Source organism: Escherichia sp. E10V5, from assembly GCF_004212315.1.
Classification (GTDB): Bacteria; Pseudomonadota; Gammaproteobacteria; order Enterobacterales; family Enterobacteriaceae; genus Escherichia.
Window position 1 is genome coordinate 99,578 of sequence record NZ_RHJM01000003.1, and the last position, 18,384, is coordinate 117,961.

Sequence of the window (18,384 nt, forward strand, 5' to 3'; positions counted from 1 at the left end):
TAACGGGAATTCGATGACAGTGCGGGAGGGCGGGCCTCCCGGCGGGTTATTGCGTTGGTTGTTGTTTGACGACATTAATCATCCACGGTACGCCAAATTTATCGGTGACTTTGCCGAAGCCATGCGCCCAGAAGGTTTCCTGCCAGTCCATTTCGATTTTTCCGTTAGCTGCAAGGTTATCAAACCAGCGTTTTCCTTCTTCGACCTGTTGCGAATCGAGCACCAGCGTAAAGCCGGAGTAGCTGGCTTTTCCTGACGGCATGGCATCGCTCATCATGATATCGCTTCCGGCAATACGCACGTTAGCATGGGCGATGGCGGTATCGGGAAATTGCAACCCGGAAGGGCAGCCTTCGGCGCTGTCCTGCGCTGATTTCGGCATTTCGCCGAAGCTGATTTTATAGAGCAGTTCCGCGCCCAATGTGCGTTGATAATAAGCAATTGCGTCGGCACAGTTACCGGCAAAAGAGAGGTAGGGACTTAACGGCATGATGGTGACCTCAGTTAAGAGAAGCCAGTTAAGTGTAGATCGAAATTTGTACAGATGAGAGGCGGCCTGATAAGACGCGCGAGCGTCGCATCAGGCAGTCGCACTGTTGCCGGATGCGGCGTGAACGCCTTATCCGGCCTACGGATGGTGCGGGTGTGCGGGAATTTGTAGGCCTGATAAGACGCGCGAGCGTCGCATCAGGCATCTGGCACCGTTGCCGGATGCGGCGCGAGCGCCTTATCCGGCCTACCGATCATGTGCCAACATTACATTGAGCAATACAATCAGTTCTTTTTCACGAACTCAGATTTCAGTTTCATCGGACCAAAACCGTCGATTTTGCAATCGATGTTATGGTCGCCTTCAACCAGGCGGATGTTTTTCACTTTGGTGCCGATCTTCAGCATCGAAGAGCTACCTTTCACCTTCAGATCTTTAATGATGGTAACGCTGTCGCCGTCAGCCAGCAGGTTGCCGTTAGCATCTTTAACGATCAGCTCGTCACTTTCCTGTGCAGGTTCTGCGTCGTTCCATTCGTAGGCGCATTCCGGGCAGATATACATGCCGTTATCTTCGTAAGTGTATTCGGAGTTGCATTTTGGGCAGTGTGGTAATGACATGTGGATTTCCTCAAAAGTCAGCGGGGCAAAAGCGCCAAAAAACGGCAGATTGCCGAAAAAGGCCGCAATTATACACAAAATCCCTGAGTTTGTCGGGGGTACTGCTGATTTTAGACGACGATCGTTTTCATTTGAAAGAGAAGGCAAAAAGAAAATAATCTTTTTGCCTCAGTTTATTATTTGAGATAAGGTTAACTTTATTCTTGTTCTTTTTTTTATTTAATTGTTTTCTATCTTTCTGACGTTTTAAACGTGTCGGAAGAGACGTCGTCATTCTAATAAAAACAACAAATTAAATATAAATTATTTCCCGCAGTAATTATAAAAGCCGAAAACAGAACTAAAAAACGATCTGGCTAAATAAAAGTAATAAAATTTGCTTTAAGGAAGAACTTTCCATGTGCACACAGACAATATATGAGTTAAGTCAGGAGGCGGAACGTCTGTTACTGCTTTCCCGACAACAGTTGCAGTTACTGGAAAAAATGCCTCTCGCTGTACCTGGAGAAGTGGCGCCGCCTCTGACTTTACCCTGGAGTCAGCATAATATCGTCGAGCGCCACGCGATGCTGAATAATGAGCTGCGTAAAATTTCCCGTCTGGAAATGGTGCTGGCGATTGTCGGCACAATGAAAGCAGGGAAATCAACCACCATTAATGCCATTGTTGGTACTGAAGTTCTTCCTAATCGCAATCGCCCTATGACTGCGCTGCCAACGCTTATTCGCCATACACCGGGGCAAAAAGAACCAGTGCTGCATTTTTCACATGTCGCGCCAATTGACCGTTTAATCCAACAATTACAACAACGCCTGCGTGATTACGATATTAAGCATCTGACCGATCTGCTGGAAATAGATAAAGATATGCGTGCACTTATGCAGCGGATCGAAAATGGCGTCGCTTTCGAAAAATATTACCTGGGCGCCCAGCCTATTTTTCATTGTCTGAAAAGTTTGAATGATTTGGTGCGCATGGCGAAAGCGCTGGACGTTGATTTTCCTTTTTCTGCTTACGCCGCCATCGAACATATCCCAGTGATTGAAGTGGAGTTCGTCCATTTGGCGGGGCTGGAAAGTTATCCGGGGCAGTTAACATTACTGGATACTCCCGGGCCAAACGAAGCCGGACAACCACATCTGCAACAAATGCTTAATGAGCAGCTGGCGCGCGCTTCTGCGGTGCTGGCGGTGATGGATTATACGCAACTGAAATCGATCTCCGATGAAGAGGTGCGCGCGGCGGTTATGGCCGTCGGCAAGTCAGTACCGCTGTATGTATTGGTCAATAAATTCGATCAGCAGGATCGTAACAGCGACGATGCCGAACAGGTGCGGGCGCTGATTTCCGGGACGTTGATGAAAGGCTGTGTTACGCCAGGGCAGATATTTCCGGTATCGTCGATGTGGGGCTATCTGGCGAATCGGGCGCGCCATGAGTTAGCCAGCAGCGGCAGGTTGCCCGATCCTCAACAGCAACGCTGGGTGGAGGATTTTGCTCATGCGGCGCTCGGCAGGCGCTGGTGTAACGCGGATCTGGAGGATATCGACCATATTCGCCATGCAGTTGAGCAATTGTGGGAAGACTCGTTATTTGAACAGCCGGTGCAGGCGTTGCTTCATGCCGCGTATGCCAACGCGTCGTTGTACGCTCTGCGTTCTGCCTCGCATAAATTGTTGAATTACGCCCAGCAGGCGCGGGAATACCTTGATTTTCGCGCCCACGGCCTGACTGTCGCCTGCGAGCTATTGCGGCAAAATATCCACCAACTCGAAGAAAATTTGCAGCTATTGCAACTCAATCAGACGCAGGTGAGCGGTGAGATTCAACATGAAATAGAGCTGGCCCTGACATCAGCCAACGACTTTTTGCGTCAGCAGCAAGAGCAGGTGAATGCCCAGTTAGCCGTGCTGTTTCAACATGATTCGTGGCCATTAAGCGAGATTCGTACTCGCTGCGAGACACTGTTACAGACGGCACAGACCCAAATCAGCCGGGATTTCACGCTGCGTTTTGCTGAACTGGAATCAACCTTTTGCCGGGTACTAACCGATGTTATTCGTCCCATTGAACAACAGGTTAAAGTGGCATTGAGTGAGTCTGGGTTTCGCCCTGGATTTGAGTTTCCTGTTTTTCGCAGCGTGGTTCCCCACTTCAATACTCGCCAGCTATTCAGCGATGCAATATCACTCCAGGAAATACCGGATGAGCAGGTCACCCGTTTAGATGTTGTACGTGAGACTTTCTCGCGCTGGTTGAATCAACCAGACTGGGGACGGAGTAGTGAGAAATCCCCGACGAAGACCGTTGATTACAGTGTGCTACAACGTACGTTAACCGAAGAAATTGACCTCTATTGCCAACAAATGGCTAAAGTTTTAGCGGTTCAGGTCGATGATTCTGTCACGGCAGGAATGAGCACATTTTTCGCTGATTTCGCTGTATGTTTGACGGAATTACACACGCGTTTACGCGAAAGTCTGGCTTTGCGACAGCAAAATGAATCCGTGGTGAAAATTATGCAGCAGCAATTGCAGCAGACTGCAACAACGCACGGCTGGATTTATACGGACTCTCAGTTGTTACGCGATGATATTCAAACTCTTTTCACGGCAGAACAGTATTGACAAAGACGTTACTGGACGGCCCCGGTCGCGTGCTGGAGTCGGTTCATCCCCGCTTTTTAGTGGATCTGGCGCTGGGCGATGATACCCGCCATCCGCAAGCCCATCAGCAGCAGTTTCGTGAACGACTGATGCAGGAGATCCTTGCTCGCACACAGCTTCAGACGTGGGCGAATGCCGGAATGTTAAATGCGCCGCTTAGTCTACGCCTGGCATTGGTGGAAAAACTGACGGCCATGCTTGACCCCGGTCATCTGGCGTTGACACAGATCGCACAATATCTGGCGTTACTGCAAAAAAGGGATCTCCGCCCACAATCCGCTTTCCCGGAACTCCAGCAGCAAATTACCGCTTTATATGAGTGGTTTTCAGCCCGTTGTCACTGTAAGGAAAAAGCCTTAACGCAACGAGGGTTGCTGGTGCAGGCGGGCGAACAGAGCGAGCAAATTTTTACTCGCTGGCGTGCCGGTGCGTATGACAGTTGGTCGCTGCCTGGACGTGGTTTCATCGTTCTGGAAGAACTGCGTTGGGGGGCGTTTGGCGATGCCTGCCGTCTGGGAAGTCCGCAAGCGGCAGCGTTGTTGCTTGATGATTTGCGCGTGAAAGCGACGCAATATCTGGCTGAAAGTATCAACGCGGCACCGACTACTCGTCATTATTACCACCAATGGTTCACATCACCCACAGCTCTAAGCGGTGGGGAGCATGCTGATTTTTTAGGTTGGTTGGGTAAGTGGTCCGATGCAGATAAACAGCCCGTTTGCTGGTCGGTGACCCAACGTTGGCAAACTGTCGCGGTAGGGATGCCACGGCTCTGTTCAGCACAACGTCTGGTGGAGGCCATGGTCGAGGAAATCTTCTCTGTAAATTGCGTGTAAATAATCAGTTACATTGGTGAGTGTTTAACGAAATCCATATGTGAAGTTGATCACAAATTTAAACGCTGGTAGGGTAAAAAGGTCATTAACTGCCCAATTCAGGCGTCAACTGGTTTGGTTGTACAATTCTTAATCGGAACGTGTAAGTAAACCCGCTACGCTTGTTACAGAGATTGCACCCTGCAATTCCCGCTTCCCTTTTGCGGGCGCCACGTTATTTGCCTGACGTGTGCGGAAATGGGCTTACTCTGCGAGGAAAGCTATGCTGAAAAGGAAAAAAGTAAAACCGATTACCCTTCGTGACGTCACTATTATTGATGACGGTAAACTGCGCAAAGCCATTACCGCAGCATCGCTGGGTAATGCAATGGAATGGTTCGATTTTGGTGTTTATGGTTTTGTTGCCTACGCATTAGGTAAGGTCTTTTTCCCGGGGGCTGACCCTGGCGTGCAGATGGTTGCTGCACTTGCCACCTTCTCCGTTCCCTTTCTGATTCGACCGCTTGGCGGGCTCTTCTTCGGTATGTTGGGCGATAAATATGGTCGCCAGAAGATCCTTGCGATCACCATTGTGATTATGTCGATCAGTACGTTCTGTATTGGCTTAATACCGTCCTACGCCTCTATTGGTATTTGGGCACCGATTCTGTTGTTGATCTGTAAGATGGCGCAAGGATTCTCGGTAGGGGGCGAATATACCGGGGCGTCGATATTTGTTGCGGAATACTCCCCTGACCGTAAACGCGGCTTTATGGGCAGTTGGCTGGATTTCGGTTCTATTGCCGGGTTTGTGCTGGGTGCGGGCGTGGTGGTGTTAATTTCGACCATCGTCGGTGAAGAAAACTTCCTCGACTGGGGCTGGCGTATTCCGTTCTTTATCGCTCTGCCTTTAGGGATTATCGGGCTTTACTTGCGCCATGCGCTGGAAGAGACGCCAGCTTTCCAGCAACATGTTGAGAAACTGGAGCAGGGCGACCGGGAAGGTTTGCAGGATGGTCCGAAAGTCTCGTTTAAAGAGATTGCCACCAAACACTGGCGCAGTTTGTTGACGTGTATTGGCCTGGTGATTGCCACCAACGTCACTTACTACATGCTGCTGACCTATATGCCGAGTTATTTGTCGCATAACCTGCACTACTCCGAAGACCACGGAGTGCTGATTATTATCGCCATTATGATTGGTATGCTGTTTGTGCAACCGGTGATGGGGCTGCTTAGTGACCGTTTTGGCCGTCGTCCGTTTGTGATCCTCGGCAGTGTTGCGCTGTTTGCGCTGGCGATCCCGGCGTTCATCCTGATTAACAGTAATATCATCGGCCTGATTTTCGCCGGGTTGTTGATGCTGGCAGTGATCCTTAACTGCTTTACGGGTGTTATGGCCTCAACGCTGCCAGCGATGTTCCCGACGCATATCCGTTACAGTGCACTGGCGGCGGCATTTAATATTTCGGTGCTGATTGCTGGTCTGACGCCAACACTGGCGGCCTGGCTGGTCGAAAGCTCGCAGAATCTGATGATGCCCGCCTATTATCTGATGGTCGTGGCGGTGGTTGGTTTAATCACCGGCGTAACCATGAAAGAGACGGCGAATCAGCCATTGAAAGGTGCGACGCCAGCGGCGTCAGATTTACAGGAAGCGAAGGAAATTCTTGTCGAGCATTACGATAATATTGAGCAAAAAATCGAGGATATTGACCACGAGATTGCCGATTTGCAGGCGAAACGTTCTCGCCTGGTGCAGCAACATCCGCGTATTGATGAGTAATCTGAAATGGATGGCCTGATGCGACGCTGTCTTATCAGGCCTACAACCGAACTCTTAAGGTTCACTTAATCTCTGGCGCGCATACTCTCCTCCAGGTTAACGGAGGAGAGTGCAATGAAAAACCGTATTTATGAACGTTTAACCACCGTGTTCAGCGTGCTGGTAGTCAGCAGCTTTCTCTATATCTGGTTTGCCACGTACTGATCTTTCTTCAGCCGTACCCAGGCACGCGTGCCGGAGGTTTCTTCCCGGTTTTGCAGGAAAAACTGCCCGTGATGCAACTGCGTGATGCGGCTGACAATACTTAATCCCAGACCAATTCCGCCATAACGGCTGTCCATTCGTACAAACGCTTTGCTTAACTCCCCGCATTTACTCTCATCAATACCTGGCCCTTCATCTTCAACCGCCATTACCGCACCGCCATCTTCTTGCAGCTTAATCATAATGTTGCTGCCTTGTGGGCTGTAACGATGGGCGTTTTCTACCAGGTTTCGCAATAACATCCGCAGCAGGGTTGCATCACCCTGAACGGTGATGTCGGCGGCGCTTTCTGGCAACAGCAAGGTTTGCTGACGCTGATCGAGCATGGTACTTAACTCGTCATACGAGGGCAGAATGACATCTTCCAGCAGTTTTACATGCTGATAATTACCGGATGAAAATGACTGACCCGCACGCGCCAGTTGTAACAACTGGGAGACGCTCTCCATCATCTGATCAAGCCGCGCCACTAACGGCGCTACATCAATGTGATGCGTTTTCGCCAGCAACTCCAGATGCAAACGTACCCCCGCCAGCGGCGTTCGCAGTTCGTGAGCGACGTCAGCGGTAAACAAGCGTTCGTTATCCAGCGTGCTGGTCAGGCGAGATACCAGATCGTTCAAAGCCGAAACCACCGATTCGATTTCGAGGGTGGCACTGTGAATGGCAATGGGCGTTAAGTTGTCGGCGGTGCGCGCTTCCAGCTCTTTTTGCAACTCTGCCAGCGGACGGGTGATGCGCCGTACCGCCTGATAGCAGATAAATAGCGTCAGGCTGACCATAAACACGCCGGGGACAATCAGGCTGGCGACCGCTTCGCGGATCTCACGCATGATGTGGCGATCGTTGTTGCGATTGTCGCGTAACGCCTGCTCAAATAGCTGAATCTGCTCGGTACTTTCATGCCATAGCCAGAAGACGCTGATCAGCTCAAACACCAGCAAAATGGCCCCGATGGTCAATATTAGCCGCTGGCGTAGCGATATTGGACGACGCAGAAAACGCATCAGATTCAATTAGTTCTCCTCATTTACGACCAGCATATAGCCAAAACCGCGTACGGTACGGATGCGCGACTTACCCACTTTATCGCGCAGGTTGTGGATATGCACTTCCAGGGTGTTAGTCGCGGGTTCGTTGTCCCAGTTATAGATGTCGTTGTAGAGAATTTCCCGATGCACGGGGCTGCCTGCCTTGAGCATCAACCGTGACAGCAGAGCATATTCTTTCGGCGTCAGAATCAGTTCTTCACCGCCCATCCATACCTGACGGCGACCCATATTCAGCGTCAGGTTGCCAACAATCAACTCGCTTTCGCCCTGATTATTATGGCGTCGCAGCAGGGCGCGAATGCGGGCGTGCAACTCTTCCAGCGCAAAAGGCTTCACCAGATAGTCGTCAGCCCCGACATCCAGCCCGGCGATTTTGTCGGTCAGAGTGTCGCGGGCGGTGAGGATCAGCACCGGCAGGGTGTATTTTTTCTGCCGGATGCGGGCGAGAAAATGCAGCCCGTCTTCGTCAGGTAAACCTAAATCCAGCACCACCAGACTGTAATGACCAGCTTCCAGGCTTTGTTCCGCCATCCGTGCGGTTGTGACGCCATCACAGGCGTAGCCTTCCGTTTGCGCCGCCAGAATCAATCCCTGCAATAACAGTGTATCGTCTTCAACAATTAGAATTTTCATTCAGTCGTTCTCCTGCAAGTTTGCAGAATATCATCCGCAGCCTGGTAATACTTCGTCTCAACGCCGGTTAATCCCAACAGCGTTGAGAATAAATTGTCTTGTGAATAGTGCTGCGTTTGCGCCTGTTTTTGCAGGCAATTCTGGTCAACCTGATACCGCTTTTGATAATCCTCCGACAGCCACAGCAGCATTGGCACCTGTTTTTGGCTATCCGGGGCGATGGCATAAGGCAGGCCGTGCAGATAGATGCCATTTTCACCTAACGATTCACCGTGATCAGAAAGATAAACCAGGCTGGTGGTAAATTTATCCTGATGTTCTTTCAGCAGATTAATCGCTTTATCAACAATATAGTCGACGTAGACCAGCGTGTTGTCGTAAGTGTTCACCAGTTGTTCTTTCGAGCAGGTTTGGATCTCGTTGGTGTCGCAAGTAGGGGTAAATTTCCTGAACTGCGGCGGATAACGGTTGTAATAGGTCGGGCCGTGGCTGCCGATGGTGTGTAATACAATCACGCCATCTCCCTGCAGGTTATTGATGTACTCTTCCAGCCCGTGGAACAGCACTTCGTCATAGCATTCGCCGTTGATGCACTGACCAGGCAAGTTCAGCGCAGTGACGTTCTGGTGAGGCACGCGGTCGCAGACGCCTTTGCAGCCACCGTCGTTGTCATTCCAAAGCACGTTGATACCCGCCCGCTGAATGATATCCAGCACGCCTTCCTGGTGTTGTGCCAGCTCTTCTTTGTAATGCTCGCGCGGCATATCCGAGAACATGCACGGTACAGAAACAGCCGTTGCTGTGCCGCAAGACGCAGTATTTGGGAAATAGACCACGTTATCTTTCGCCAGCCGCGGGTTAGTTTCACGCGGGTAGCCGTTGAGCGAGAAGTTTTCCGCCCGTGAAGTTTCACCGACGATCAAAATGGTCAGGTTTTTCCGATCTCCATTTTGCATTAACGGGTTGCGGCGAGCATCCTCACCAATGCGTACCAGCGGCAGATTCGCCAGTCGTTGATGAGAATACCATGACCAGCTGGCAACAATGCTGTTAGAGGGGCTTAAGGATTTCACCAGCTCTTTGTTGTTGCGAAACAGCGAGGCGTAGTCTTTATAAAACAGTGCGGCGACCAGCACAATCAGCAGTATAGAAATCAGGATGCTGGCTCCGCGGAAAAGAACACTGCGCAGGCGCGAGGTGGCAGGTTTGATTTTTATCCAGCAGGCAATCAGCGCGGCAAGTACGCCGCTTAACCCTAGCGTTAATAACATCCGCGGCGTCATCAACGCATAACTTTCCGCCGCTGTGGTATCCATAATATTGGCAATCATTGAACGGTCGATGACGATGCCATAAGTCATGATGAAATATTGCGCTGATGCGCCGACAAGAATAAACAGACATGCCAGCGGGCGATTAAGCCATAAGAAAGAGCTTAGTGTCAGGACAATATTAATCACGCTGAAGGCGACGACCGGCATCGACAAGAAAACCAGCACGTTATGCAGTGAATCCAGCGGTAACGCCTGTAATACCTGTTTAAAAAAGGCAATATTCAGGCAGATAGAGATATAAAAAGAGGCCAGCAATAGCCAGGCGAGTAAATTCAAAGAGGGTCTTTTTAGAAGGCGCTTCAACATCACGGTGTTTCCATCGAACAAAGTGCGCATATGTTCGCAAAGCAAAGTTAAGCCAACCTTAAGTTCTTAAGGTTGGCTTATGCGTTTGCTGGATTAAGAGAGGCTTAATCTTTACTGGTCGGTGCATCTAAAGGATAGGGGTTTTTATGCATCCGGTTGTAGTTCAGCGTGTACATGGCTGTGATCACCATCAGAGTGACGAATGACCACATGACCTCTTTTGCGCCAGAACCGACCACCGCCCAGATACAGTAAAGGAAGGCGATAGTCGTGATGGTCACATACGCCGGACGCGTTTTGCCAAAGTGACCGTGACCTAAAAGCAGTAAAGCGGCACAGGTGTAAAGATAAGGCACGAGGGTAAAGATTACCGATACGGAGGACACCAGACCAAACTCTTTGGTGGCGTTTGGCGAGATGCTACTGAACTGGAAGATAGTCATCAGAATACCAACGATAATCAACCCGGCAACCGGAGTACCCGCTTTGTTAACGCGGGCAAAAATGGGGGGGAACAGGCCGTCATCGGCAGCCGCTTTCGCCGTTTGCCCGGCCAGTAGTGTCCAGCCGCCCAGCGAGCCTAAGCAACCTGCCGCTGCGCAGAAGGAGACAATGGCCCCAGCGGTATCACCCAGCGCCATCCGCGCTGCATCGCCAAAAGGTGAGGCGGAAACGCGTAGCGCGGCATTAGGGATCATCCCCATAATTGCCGTGGTCGAGAGTACATAGCAGACGGCGGCAATCAACACCCCGCCAATGGTGGCGATAGGCACGTTGCGTTTCGGGTTTTTCACTACGCCCGCCGCAACGGAAGCACTTTCTACCCCAATAAACGACCACAACGTGACGTTTAAGGTACTTTGAATCGCACCGAAAGTACCCTGACCACTCACGTTCCAGGCTGCCATATACGTTTCACTGTGGAACCAGAACCAGCCGAATACTGCAATTCCGACAATGGGGATCAGCGCCAGCACAGTGGCGACAGCCTGCACGCGGGTGATCATTTTTGGACCGACGATATTAAGCAGAACGAAGATCCACAGCACCACCACACAGGTGATGGTTAATACCAACGGATCTTTGAGGATAGGGAAGAAGTAGCTTAAATACCCCACGCCAATGACCACCATGGCTATATTGCCGATCCAGCAGGCCAGCCAGTAGAGAACGTTTGTTTGATACCCGAGGAAAGGGCCAAAGCAGCGGCGCGCGTAGGCATATGAACCGCCAGGGCTGGGATCAAGGAAAGACATTTTGGCGTAGACCATCGACAAAGCCAGCGCACCGATAATCGTCACCAACCAACCATATATGGCTATCCCGCCTGTCGAGGCCAGGTTTGCAGGTAACAGAAAAACACCTGACCCCATAATATTCCCCGACACCATCAGGGTGACGGGGATTAAGCCCACTTTGTGAGCGTCAGCATCCGAAGACATAATTAAACTCCTGCGAAGGCGAGCTTCGTGACAATAAATTACGTCATATCATACGCCTACACTCGCGCGTTGAATTATCCTCAACCGGGTTATCGCTGATGCTGTTATTAATATAGCTCTTCGTTCAGGTTATAAATCAGGCGACAGAACGTTCTCTGTGCTGACTAACATAATGGAGAGGCGTCATACCATAGAAGTCTTTAAATACAGATATAAAATAGGAAGTGCTGTTGTAGCCGCAGGATTGTGATACCTGTGAGATATTTTTGCCGTCCATCATTAATTCATTTACGGCATAACGCATACGGCAGGTGGTGATTATTTGGCTATAACTGGTGTTTTCACTTTTCAGTTTTTTCTTTAACAGGCTGGGGCTTAGACATAAACAGCTGGCTACCATACTAAGATTCCAGTCTTTATGAATATCGCTTTCAATTATTTGATAAACGCTATCACTTACACAATTACGTAACATATACATCATAAGAGAAAGGAATTTTTTACTGTCGAGAAAGCGTGATAGCACAGTGAATAATAATGCACGAGTGCGTTCTTTTTCTGACTCTGTTTCAGCGGGCATCATGCTATGTTGAGCAGCGACGCGAAAGAGGTCCAGTGTCAGGCATGGTAAGGCCAGGACTGGGGTGGCGCTTCGTTGCCAGACGGGTATTTTTGAGAGATCTTTATTCAGAAAACGGAGGTAATCTTTGATGATGTTATGACTAATATGCGCAACCAAAGTGTTATTAAGTGAGGAGACATCAATAATATTATTTTCACAACTTAATAACGCCATGTGGTTAGCCTTCAGGCTTATAGGTTCTTTCCCATTCACCCTTAACCAGACATCTTTTTCAGTCAATAAAACAATACAAGGTTGGTCGCTGCAAATCCTCATACATGTACTCCTGAATGCAAATAAAAGACCCGTTTTCGCCAGGAAGAGCGATACGGGGAAATGGTTATATAATTGTATGACGAATCAAAACATGCATAAAAATAACGTGTTTTACTAATATTACAAATTTTTATAGTAATTTCTCATGTACAAAAAATTTTACATGCTGAAAAAGTGTAAATAACAGGCAAAAAAAAGCGCGGGGTGGGGCCGCGCAAAAAGTATGACATTTTTGTTTGCAGCAATTTTTATGAAAACGTTGCCATACTCAAAAGGCCTCAGGCCAGGCGGCGTAATGTTATTTAAACAATTACGCCTTCAGCGGAATAGTGGTTACGCTTTCACACACATCACGTGGTAAATACCGTCAATAATTTCGGTACCTTCAGTTTCGTGTTCGAAACCAGGGAAATGATGATCCCAGGATTGTAGTGAGCGTAAATAGCTTACCTGCGGACTGTTTTTATCGCCGAAGTTTTCGCCAGAGAGCAGCATTGGGATTCCTGGCGGATACGGGATGACAGAGTTCGCCGCAATACGTCCCGGCAGGTTTTCAATGGATACCAGTTCGACGTTGTTATCGACAATTGCGTTGTAGGCTTCACGCGGGGTGATTTCAGCCACCGGCTGGCCAGAATAGGCTTCGTTCAACCGTGCGCCTGGGTTGTTTTCTTTCAGCCAGGCAAACATTTTGTCACCCAGATCGTGAATACCCATATTCGCGTAAGTGTCAGGATATTGTTCAGCAAGTTCTGGCATCACCTGCGCCAGCGGTGTATTAGCATCGTAATGGCGTTTGAAAGAGCAAAGTGTGTTAACCAGAGTTCCCCATTTCCCACGGGTTACGCCCATAGAGAACAGGAACATAATCTGGAAGTCAGTGGTGCGGGTTGGCACAATGCCGTGACGACCAAGCCAGGCGGTGACCAGTGCGGCAGGTACGCCAGTCTCTTCCAGTTCGCCGTCTTCTCCCATCCCCGGTGCGAGGATGCTGACTTTAATCGGGTCGAGCATGCTCCAGTTGTCCGGGATATCTTTAAAGCCGTGCCAGCTTTCGCCTGGGTGCATTACCCAGCAGTCCTGAACGGTGGTCAGCAGTTTGCTCGGCGCGTCGGCAAAGTCATAGGTTTTGCCAGTTTCTGGGTCGGTAACCACTTCTTTATTCCACGGTTTAAAGAACCAGTTTCCTTCGTCGGTAAATTCTTTATACAACCGCGCCATTGCCTGACGGAAATCGACCGCTTCGTCGATAACTTCCTGCGTCAGCGACAGGCCGCTGTTGCCGTCCATCATCGATACTGCCACATCGTTTGATGCGCAGATGGCATACAACGGGGAAGTGGTGGCATGCATCATGTATGCCTGATTAAAGCGGGAGAAGTTAATCGCTCCACGACCTTCACGCACATGAATGTAAGACGCCTGCGACAGCGCATTCAGCAGTTTGTGAGTGGAGTGGGTAGCAAAAACGGTTGGGCCGTTATGATCGCCCGGTTCACCGCGCATGGCATAGTGATCGGCATAGATCGGATTAAAGCGCGCATAGCCGTACCAGGCTTCGTCGAAGTGCAGACGATCGGAGGTTTTTTCCAGCAGATCCTGCGCTTCTTTGGCGTTGTAGCATACGCCGTCGTAGGTGCAGTTGGTTACCACGCAGTAAGAGGGTTTTTGCCCAACTTTATCTTTGGTCAGCGGGCTTTCGCTGATTTTCTTCTGTAAAGTTTCAGGCTGCATTTCCTGCGGGTAGATTGGCCCGATAATGCCGTAGCGGTTGCGGCTTGGCACCATGTAGACGGGTTTCGCGCCAGTCAGCATTAAGCCTTGTTCGATGGATTTGTGGCAGTTACGGTCAACGACCACCACATCGTTATCGGTCATGCAAGCCTGCATGATAGTGCGGTTAGAGCCGGAAGTCCCGACGACGACCGACCAGGAGCGATCGGCACCAAATACGCGCGCGGCATATTTTTCGCTTTCGCCAAATGCGCCAGTATGGTCGAGTAAAGAACCGAGGGAAGTTCTTTCGATGCCCATGTCGGTACGGAACAGATTTTCACCATAATAGTCATGGTAGAAACGCCCGGCTGGCGTTTTGGTGAAGCCAACGCCGCCCTGGTGGCCCGGTGCGGCCCAGGAATACTCGTGGATGTCGCTATATTTCATTAGCGCGCTGAACAGTGGCGGCAACAGTTGCTGACGATAGCGGGTCATCGCGGCAACGGCGCGTCCGGCGATAAAGTCGGCGGTATCTTCCAGAATCCAGGCGAATTCATCGACAAGCTCCAGCAGGTCGCGATCTATTGCGGCGAGGGCTTTTTCCCGATCGCCCAACAGGAAGACCGGCACATTTTGCTGGCGTTCGTGAAGCTTACCGATCAATTCTCTGACGTTTTGATGTTCGTCCGGATGTTCCATTTGATAGCTGAACATCAGACAATCAATGGCCTCATTTGAAGAGAGAATGGCAAAGCCGTCATCAAATGAGGTTGATTTAATGACAGTGACATTTTGCTGGCTTAAGGCATTCGCCAGACGCTCAACGGCGTTACCGACCCAGGTGTCCTGATGGAGAAACTCGCTTTCAACAATTAATACTTTCATCATTGCTTACCCGGTTATGAAGGAATCTTCGTTGCGGGCAAGTATCTTCTGGGTATTTCAGGCTGTAAAGCGAGTAAAAAACAGTCGCTTTTGTTTTTTTTATTTTTATAAACAAACAATTACATTGATTTCTAAAGTTGTTTTCACTGCTTATTATCGACAGCTAAACTATTTTTTTGGCTGATACTGATATCATCTTTATCCGGGAAGTGTCTGGCGGTGTTGTTGGCTAAGTTTGCGGTATTTTTGCGGCGACATGCCGACATATTTGCCGAACGTACTGTAAAAGCGACTGCTCGAACGAAAGCCTGCTGTCAGGGCAATATCGAGAATACTTTTATCGGTATCGCTCAGTAACGCGCGAACGTGGTTGATGCGCATCGCCGTAATGTACTGTTTCATCGTCAATTGCATGACCCGCTGGAAGATCCCCATCGCATAGTTGGCGTTAAGTTTGACGTGCTCGGCCACGTCGTTGATGGTTAGCGCTTGATCATAGTTTTCTGCAATAAAGCCCAACATCTGGCTGACATAAAACTGTGCATGACGCGAGACGCTGTTTTTGTGCGTACGCGAGGTTTTATTGACCAGAACCGGCTCCCAGCCAGAGAGGCTAAATCGCTTGAGCATCAGGCCAATTTCATCAATAGCGAGTTGGCGAATTTGCTCGTTTGGGCTGTTGAGCTCCTGCTGCCAGCGACGCACTTCAAACGGACTAAGCTGCTGTGACGCCAGTGATTTGATCACCATACCGTGAGTGACGTGGTTTATAAGGTCTTTATCCAGCGGCCAGGAGAGAAACAGATGCATCGGCAGATTAAAAATTGCCATGCTCTGACAGGTTCCGGTATCTGTTAGCTGATGTGGCGTACAGGCCCAGAACAGCGTGATATGCCCCTGGTTGATCTTCACTTTTTCATTGTTGATCAGGTATTCCACATCGCCATCGAAAGGCACATTCACTTCGACCTGACCATGCCAGTGGCTGGTGGGCATGATATGCGGTGCGCGAAACTCAATCTCCATTCGCTGATATTCTGAATACAGTGATAGCGGGCTGCGGGTCTGCTTTTCATCGCTGCTACACATAAAGTTATCAGTATTCATGGATGGCTCTCTTTCCTGGATTATCAGAATTATGACATGAGTGGGGGAGGATGACTGCGAATGGGAGCACGGTTTTCACCCTCTTCCCAGAGGGACGCGGGGAGCGTCCAAGGATAAGGAGGCCGAAATCTCTGCTTTTCAGCTAATTTATTTCCATAAACTCAGATTTACTGATACTTCACTCAGGATCTGAGTTTATGGGAATACTCGACGGGGAAGCCGGAAGTTTTCTGCGGTATCGCCTGCCATGATGAAGTTATTCAAGCAAGCCAGGAGATCTCCATGATGTCTGCACCCAAAATTACATTTATCGGCGCTGGTTCGACAATTTTCGTTAAAAATATTCTTGGTGATGTGTTTCACCGTGAGGCACTGAAAACGGCGCATATCGCTCTGATGGACATCGATCCCACACGGCTGGAAGAGTCGCACATCGTGGTGCGCAAGCTGATGGATTCAGCAGGAGCCAGCGGCAAAATCACCTGTCATAGCGAACAGAAAGAAGCCTTACAGGGCGCCGATTTTGTGGTGGTGGCGTTTCAGATTGGCGGTTATGAACCCTGCACAGTGACTGATTTTGAGGTCTGTAAGCGCCACGGTCTGGAACAAACCATTGCCGATACGCTGGGGCCTGGCGGCATTATGCGTGCGCTACGTACCATTCCGCACTTGTGGCAGATTTGCGAGGACATGACGGAAGTTTGCCCCGATGCCACCATGCTCAATTACGTTAACCCGATGGCGATGAATACCTGGGCGATGTATGCCCGCTATCCGCATATCAAACAGGTGGGGCTGTGCCATTCGGTGCAGGGAACGGCGGAAGAGTTGGCCCGCGACCTGAATATCGAACCGTCCACGCTGCGTTATCGTTGCGCTGGTATCAACCATATGGCGTTCTACCTGGAGCTGGAGCGCAAAACCGCAGACGGCAGTTACGTGAATCTCTACCCGGAACTGCTGGCAGCGTATGACGCAGGCCAGGCACCGAAACCGAATATTCATGGCAATACTCGTTGCCAGAATATTGTGCGCTATGAAATGTTCAAAAAGCTGGGCTACTTCGTCACGGAGTCGTCAGAACATTTTGCCGAATATACGCCGTGGTTTATTAAGCCAGGTCGCGAGGATTTGATTGAGCGTTATAAAGTGCCGCTGGATGAGTACCCGAAACGCTGTGTTGAACAGTTGGCGAACTGGCATAAAGAGCTGGAGGAGTATAAGAACGCCTCCCGGATTGATATTAAACCGTCGCGGGAATATGCCAGCACGATTATGAACGCTATCTGGACCGGTGAGCCGAGTGTGATTTACGGCAACGTCCGTAACGATGGTTTGATTGATAACCTGCCACAAGGATGCTGTGTGGAAGTGGCCTGTCTGGTTGACGCCAATGGTATTCAGCCAACCAAAGTTGGTGCACTGCCTTCGCATCTGGCTGCCCTGATGCAAACCAACATCAACGTACAGACGCTGCTGACCGAAGCCATTCTCACCGAAAATCGTGACCGTGTTTACCACGCCGCAATGATGGACCCGCACACCGCCGCCGTGCTGGGCATTGACGAAATTTATGCCCTTGTTGACGACCTGATTACCGCTCACGGCGACTGGCTACCTGGCTGGTTGCACCGCTAAGGTGTAATCGCTTCCGGCGCTCTGGTGATTAAGCCATAGCGCCGTAACTGGCGGCAGTGAAGACGAGCGAGCAATATCACTGTCGTTAATGCGCCAAGCAACGCACAGAACATATCGGATTGCGTGTCCCACTGGTCGCCCTGGGTGCCGAGAAAATCATCCGCTCCCTGGCCCATCGCCAGCGCCGCCCACCACTCGATCAACTCATACATGGCGCTTATTGCCAGCGCTACGCAGCAGACCAGGAACGCCACCATTTTCCGTCCACGAACGTACATTCCGCGCACGAGAATTTCTCGTGCCACCAGTGCAGGCACCAGCCCCTGGAAAAAATGCCCCAGCTTGTCATACGGATTACGGCTCAACCCTAACCATTCCTGCACCTCAAAACCGATGGGAACTTTCGCATAGGTGTACTGCCCGCCGACCATCAGGATGATGGCGTGAAAGAAAATGAGCGTATAGAGCAGCGGCGTTAACGGGTAACGTCTGGCGGTGGCAAGCAGTAGCGGCACGACAATAATCACCGGTTTCACTTCCATCAACCAGGTGAGTTTGTCATGGGCCGAAATGCCGGTATAAATCAGGATTAACGTTAGCGCCAGTGCGCCGGTGTTAAGAATTAACGGCTTGAGTGTGCGGGTCATGGTGAGTTCGCAAGTCAGGGAAAATACTGACTATTCACCAGCAAGCGTGAAATTACAATCGCAAAAGAGGTGGCCCAGGGGGATC

The 18,384-nt window shown here is 50.1% G+C and carries 15 protein-coding genes; 5 read left to right on the forward strand and 10 right to left on the reverse strand.

Features of this window, described 5'->3' with window-relative positions:
- Positions 1 to 46: 46 nt before the first annotated feature.
- Both yjdN and D9738_RS02535 read right to left on the reverse strand, forming a co-directional pair.
- A complete protein-coding gene (yjdN, locus tag D9738_RS02530) occupies positions 47 to 490 on the reverse strand; it encodes a VOC family metalloprotein YjdN (RefSeq protein WP_130205897.1) in 444 nt (147 codons plus the stop codon).
- A gap of 284 nt (positions 491 to 774) precedes the next feature.
- On the reverse strand, positions 775 to 1,110 hold the full coding sequence (locus D9738_RS02535; protein ID WP_001300891.1) for a zinc ribbon domain-containing protein YjdM: 336 nt from the start codon (positions 1,108 to 1,110) through the stop codon (positions 775 to 777).
- Between the two features lie 398 nt (positions 1,111 to 1,508).
- Between D9738_RS02535 and crfC the strand changes: the two genes are divergently transcribed.
- From crfC to pmrR, 4 genes are all read left to right on the forward strand, one after another.
- Positions 1,509 to 3,737, forward strand: coding sequence for a clamp-binding protein CrfC (gene crfC, locus D9738_RS02540; protein ID WP_130259492.1), 2,229 nt, complete (start codon positions 1,509 to 1,511; stop codon positions 3,735 to 3,737).
- Positions 3,734 to 4,612, forward strand: coding sequence for a diguanylate cyclase regulator RdcB family protein (locus tag D9738_RS02545; protein WP_130259493.1), 879 nt, complete (start codon positions 3,734 to 3,736; stop codon positions 4,610 to 4,612). The genes crfC and D9738_RS02545 overlap by 4 nt, the downstream gene beginning before the upstream one ends.
- A 262-nt stretch (positions 4,613 to 4,874) precedes the next feature.
- Positions 4,875 to 6,377 (forward strand): glycine betaine/L-proline transporter ProP, encoded by a 1,503-nt coding sequence (proP, locus tag D9738_RS02550; protein WP_130259494.1) that lies wholly within the window; start codon positions 4,875 to 4,877, stop codon positions 6,375 to 6,377.
- Between the two features lie 114 nt (positions 6,378 to 6,491).
- Positions 6,492 to 6,581 (forward strand): LpxT activity modulator PmrR, encoded by a 90-nt coding sequence (gene pmrR, locus D9738_RS02555; protein WP_074399408.1) that lies wholly within the window; start codon positions 6,492 to 6,494, stop codon positions 6,579 to 6,581.
- Here pmrR and pmrB read toward each other — a convergent pair.
- The 7 genes from pmrB to melR all read right to left on the reverse strand — a co-directional run bounded on the left by pmrB (position 6,557) and on the right by melR (position 16,014).
- A complete protein-coding gene (gene pmrB, locus D9738_RS02560) occupies positions 6,557 to 7,657 on the reverse strand; it encodes a two-component system sensor histidine kinase PmrB (RefSeq protein ID WP_165383162.1) in 1,101 nt (366 codons plus the stop codon). The two genes, pmrR and pmrB, sit on opposite strands and share 25 nt — an antisense overlap.
- A complete protein-coding gene (basR, locus tag D9738_RS02565) occupies positions 7,658 to 8,326 on the reverse strand; it encodes a two-component system response regulator BasR (RefSeq protein ID WP_130259495.1) in 669 nt (222 codons plus the stop codon).
- Complete coding sequence (gene eptA / locus D9738_RS02570; protein WP_130259496.1) at positions 8,323 to 9,966, reverse strand: phosphoethanolamine transferase EptA; 1,644 nt, start codon at positions 9,964 to 9,966, stop codon at positions 8,323 to 8,325. The genes basR and eptA overlap by 4 nt, the downstream gene beginning before the upstream one ends.
- A gap of 104 nt (positions 9,967 to 10,070) precedes the next feature.
- On the reverse strand, positions 10,071 to 11,408 hold the full coding sequence (adiC, locus tag D9738_RS02575; protein ID WP_130259497.1) for an arginine/agmatine antiporter: 1,338 nt from the start codon (positions 11,406 to 11,408) through the stop codon (positions 10,071 to 10,073).
- Positions 11,409 to 11,544: 136 nt separating this feature from the next.
- Positions 11,545 to 12,306 carry a DNA-binding transcriptional activator AdiY gene (gene adiY, locus D9738_RS02580; protein WP_130221796.1) on the reverse strand — a complete coding sequence of 254 codons (762 nt, stop codon included), beginning with the start codon at positions 12,304 to 12,306 and terminating at the stop codon, positions 11,545 to 11,547.
- Between the two features lie 333 nt (positions 12,307 to 12,639).
- Positions 12,640 to 14,907, reverse strand: a complete 2,268-nt coding sequence (gene adiA, locus D9738_RS02585; protein WP_130259640.1) for an arginine decarboxylase — start codon at positions 14,905 to 14,907, stop codon at positions 12,640 to 12,642.
- A 198-nt stretch (positions 14,908 to 15,105) separates the two neighbouring features.
- Positions 15,106 to 16,014, reverse strand: coding sequence for a transcriptional regulator MelR (gene melR, locus D9738_RS02590; protein WP_130205915.1), 909 nt, complete (start codon positions 16,012 to 16,014; stop codon positions 15,106 to 15,108).
- 282 nt (positions 16,015 to 16,296) lie between these two features.
- Here melR and melA point away from each other — a divergent pair, with 282 nt between their 5' ends.
- Positions 16,297 to 17,652: an alpha-galactosidase gene (gene melA / locus D9738_RS02595; protein WP_130259498.1), complete on the forward strand. Its 1,356-nt coding sequence runs from the start codon at positions 16,297 to 16,299 to the stop codon at positions 17,650 to 17,652.
- On the opposite strand, the gene D9738_RS02600 is transcribed toward melA, so the two are convergent.
- Positions 17,649 to 18,299: a DUF2238 domain-containing protein gene (locus D9738_RS02600; RefSeq protein WP_130259499.1), complete on the reverse strand. Its 651-nt coding sequence runs from the start codon at positions 18,297 to 18,299 to the stop codon at positions 17,649 to 17,651. The genes melA and D9738_RS02600 overlap by 4 nt on opposite strands.
- Positions 18,300 to 18,384 lie beyond the last annotated feature (85 nt).

Bases quoted from the DNA above. Each gene is read 5' to 3' on its own strand.
- yjdN (WP_130205897.1), bottom strand. From the start codon at position 490: ATGCCGTTAAGTCCCTACCTCTCTTTTGCCGGTAACTGTGCCGACGCA.
- D9738_RS02535 (WP_001300891.1), bottom strand. From the start codon at position 1,110: ATGTCATTACCACACTGCCCAAAATGCAACTCCGAATACACTTACGAA.
- crfC (WP_130259492.1), top strand. From the start codon at position 1,509: ATGTGCACACAGACAATATATGAGTTAAGTCAGGAGGCGGAACGTCTG.
- proP (WP_130259494.1), top strand. From the start codon at position 4,875: ATGCTGAAAAGGAAAAAAGTAAAACCGATTACCCTTCGTGACGTCACT.
- pmrR (WP_074399408.1), top strand. From the start codon at position 6,492: ATGAAAAACCGTATTTATGAACGTTTAACCACCGTGTTCAGCGTGCTG.
- basR (WP_130259495.1), bottom strand. From the start codon at position 8,326: ATGAAAATTCTAATTGTTGAAGACGATACACTGTTATTGCAGGGATTG.
- eptA (WP_130259496.1), bottom strand. From the start codon at position 9,966: ATGTTGAAGCGCCTTCTAAAAAGACCCTCTTTGAATTTACTCGCCTGG.
- adiC (WP_130259497.1), bottom strand. From the start codon at position 11,408: ATGTCTTCGGATGCTGACGCTCACAAAGTGGGCTTAATCCCCGTCACC.
- adiY (WP_130221796.1), bottom strand. From the start codon at position 12,306: ATGAGGATTTGCAGCGACCAACCTTGTATTGTTTTATTGACTGAAAAA.
- adiA (WP_130259640.1), bottom strand. From the start codon at position 14,907: ATGAAAGTATTAATTGTTGAAAGCGAGTTTCTCCATCAGGACACCTGG.
- melR (WP_130205915.1), bottom strand. From the start codon at position 16,014: ATGAATACTGATAACTTTATGTGTAGCAGCGATGAAAAGCAGACCCGC.
- melA (WP_130259498.1), top strand. From the start codon at position 16,297: ATGATGTCTGCACCCAAAATTACATTTATCGGCGCTGGTTCGACAATT.
- D9738_RS02600 (WP_130259499.1), bottom strand. From the start codon at position 18,299: ATGACCCGCACACTCAAGCCGTTAATTCTTAACACCGGCGCACTGGCG.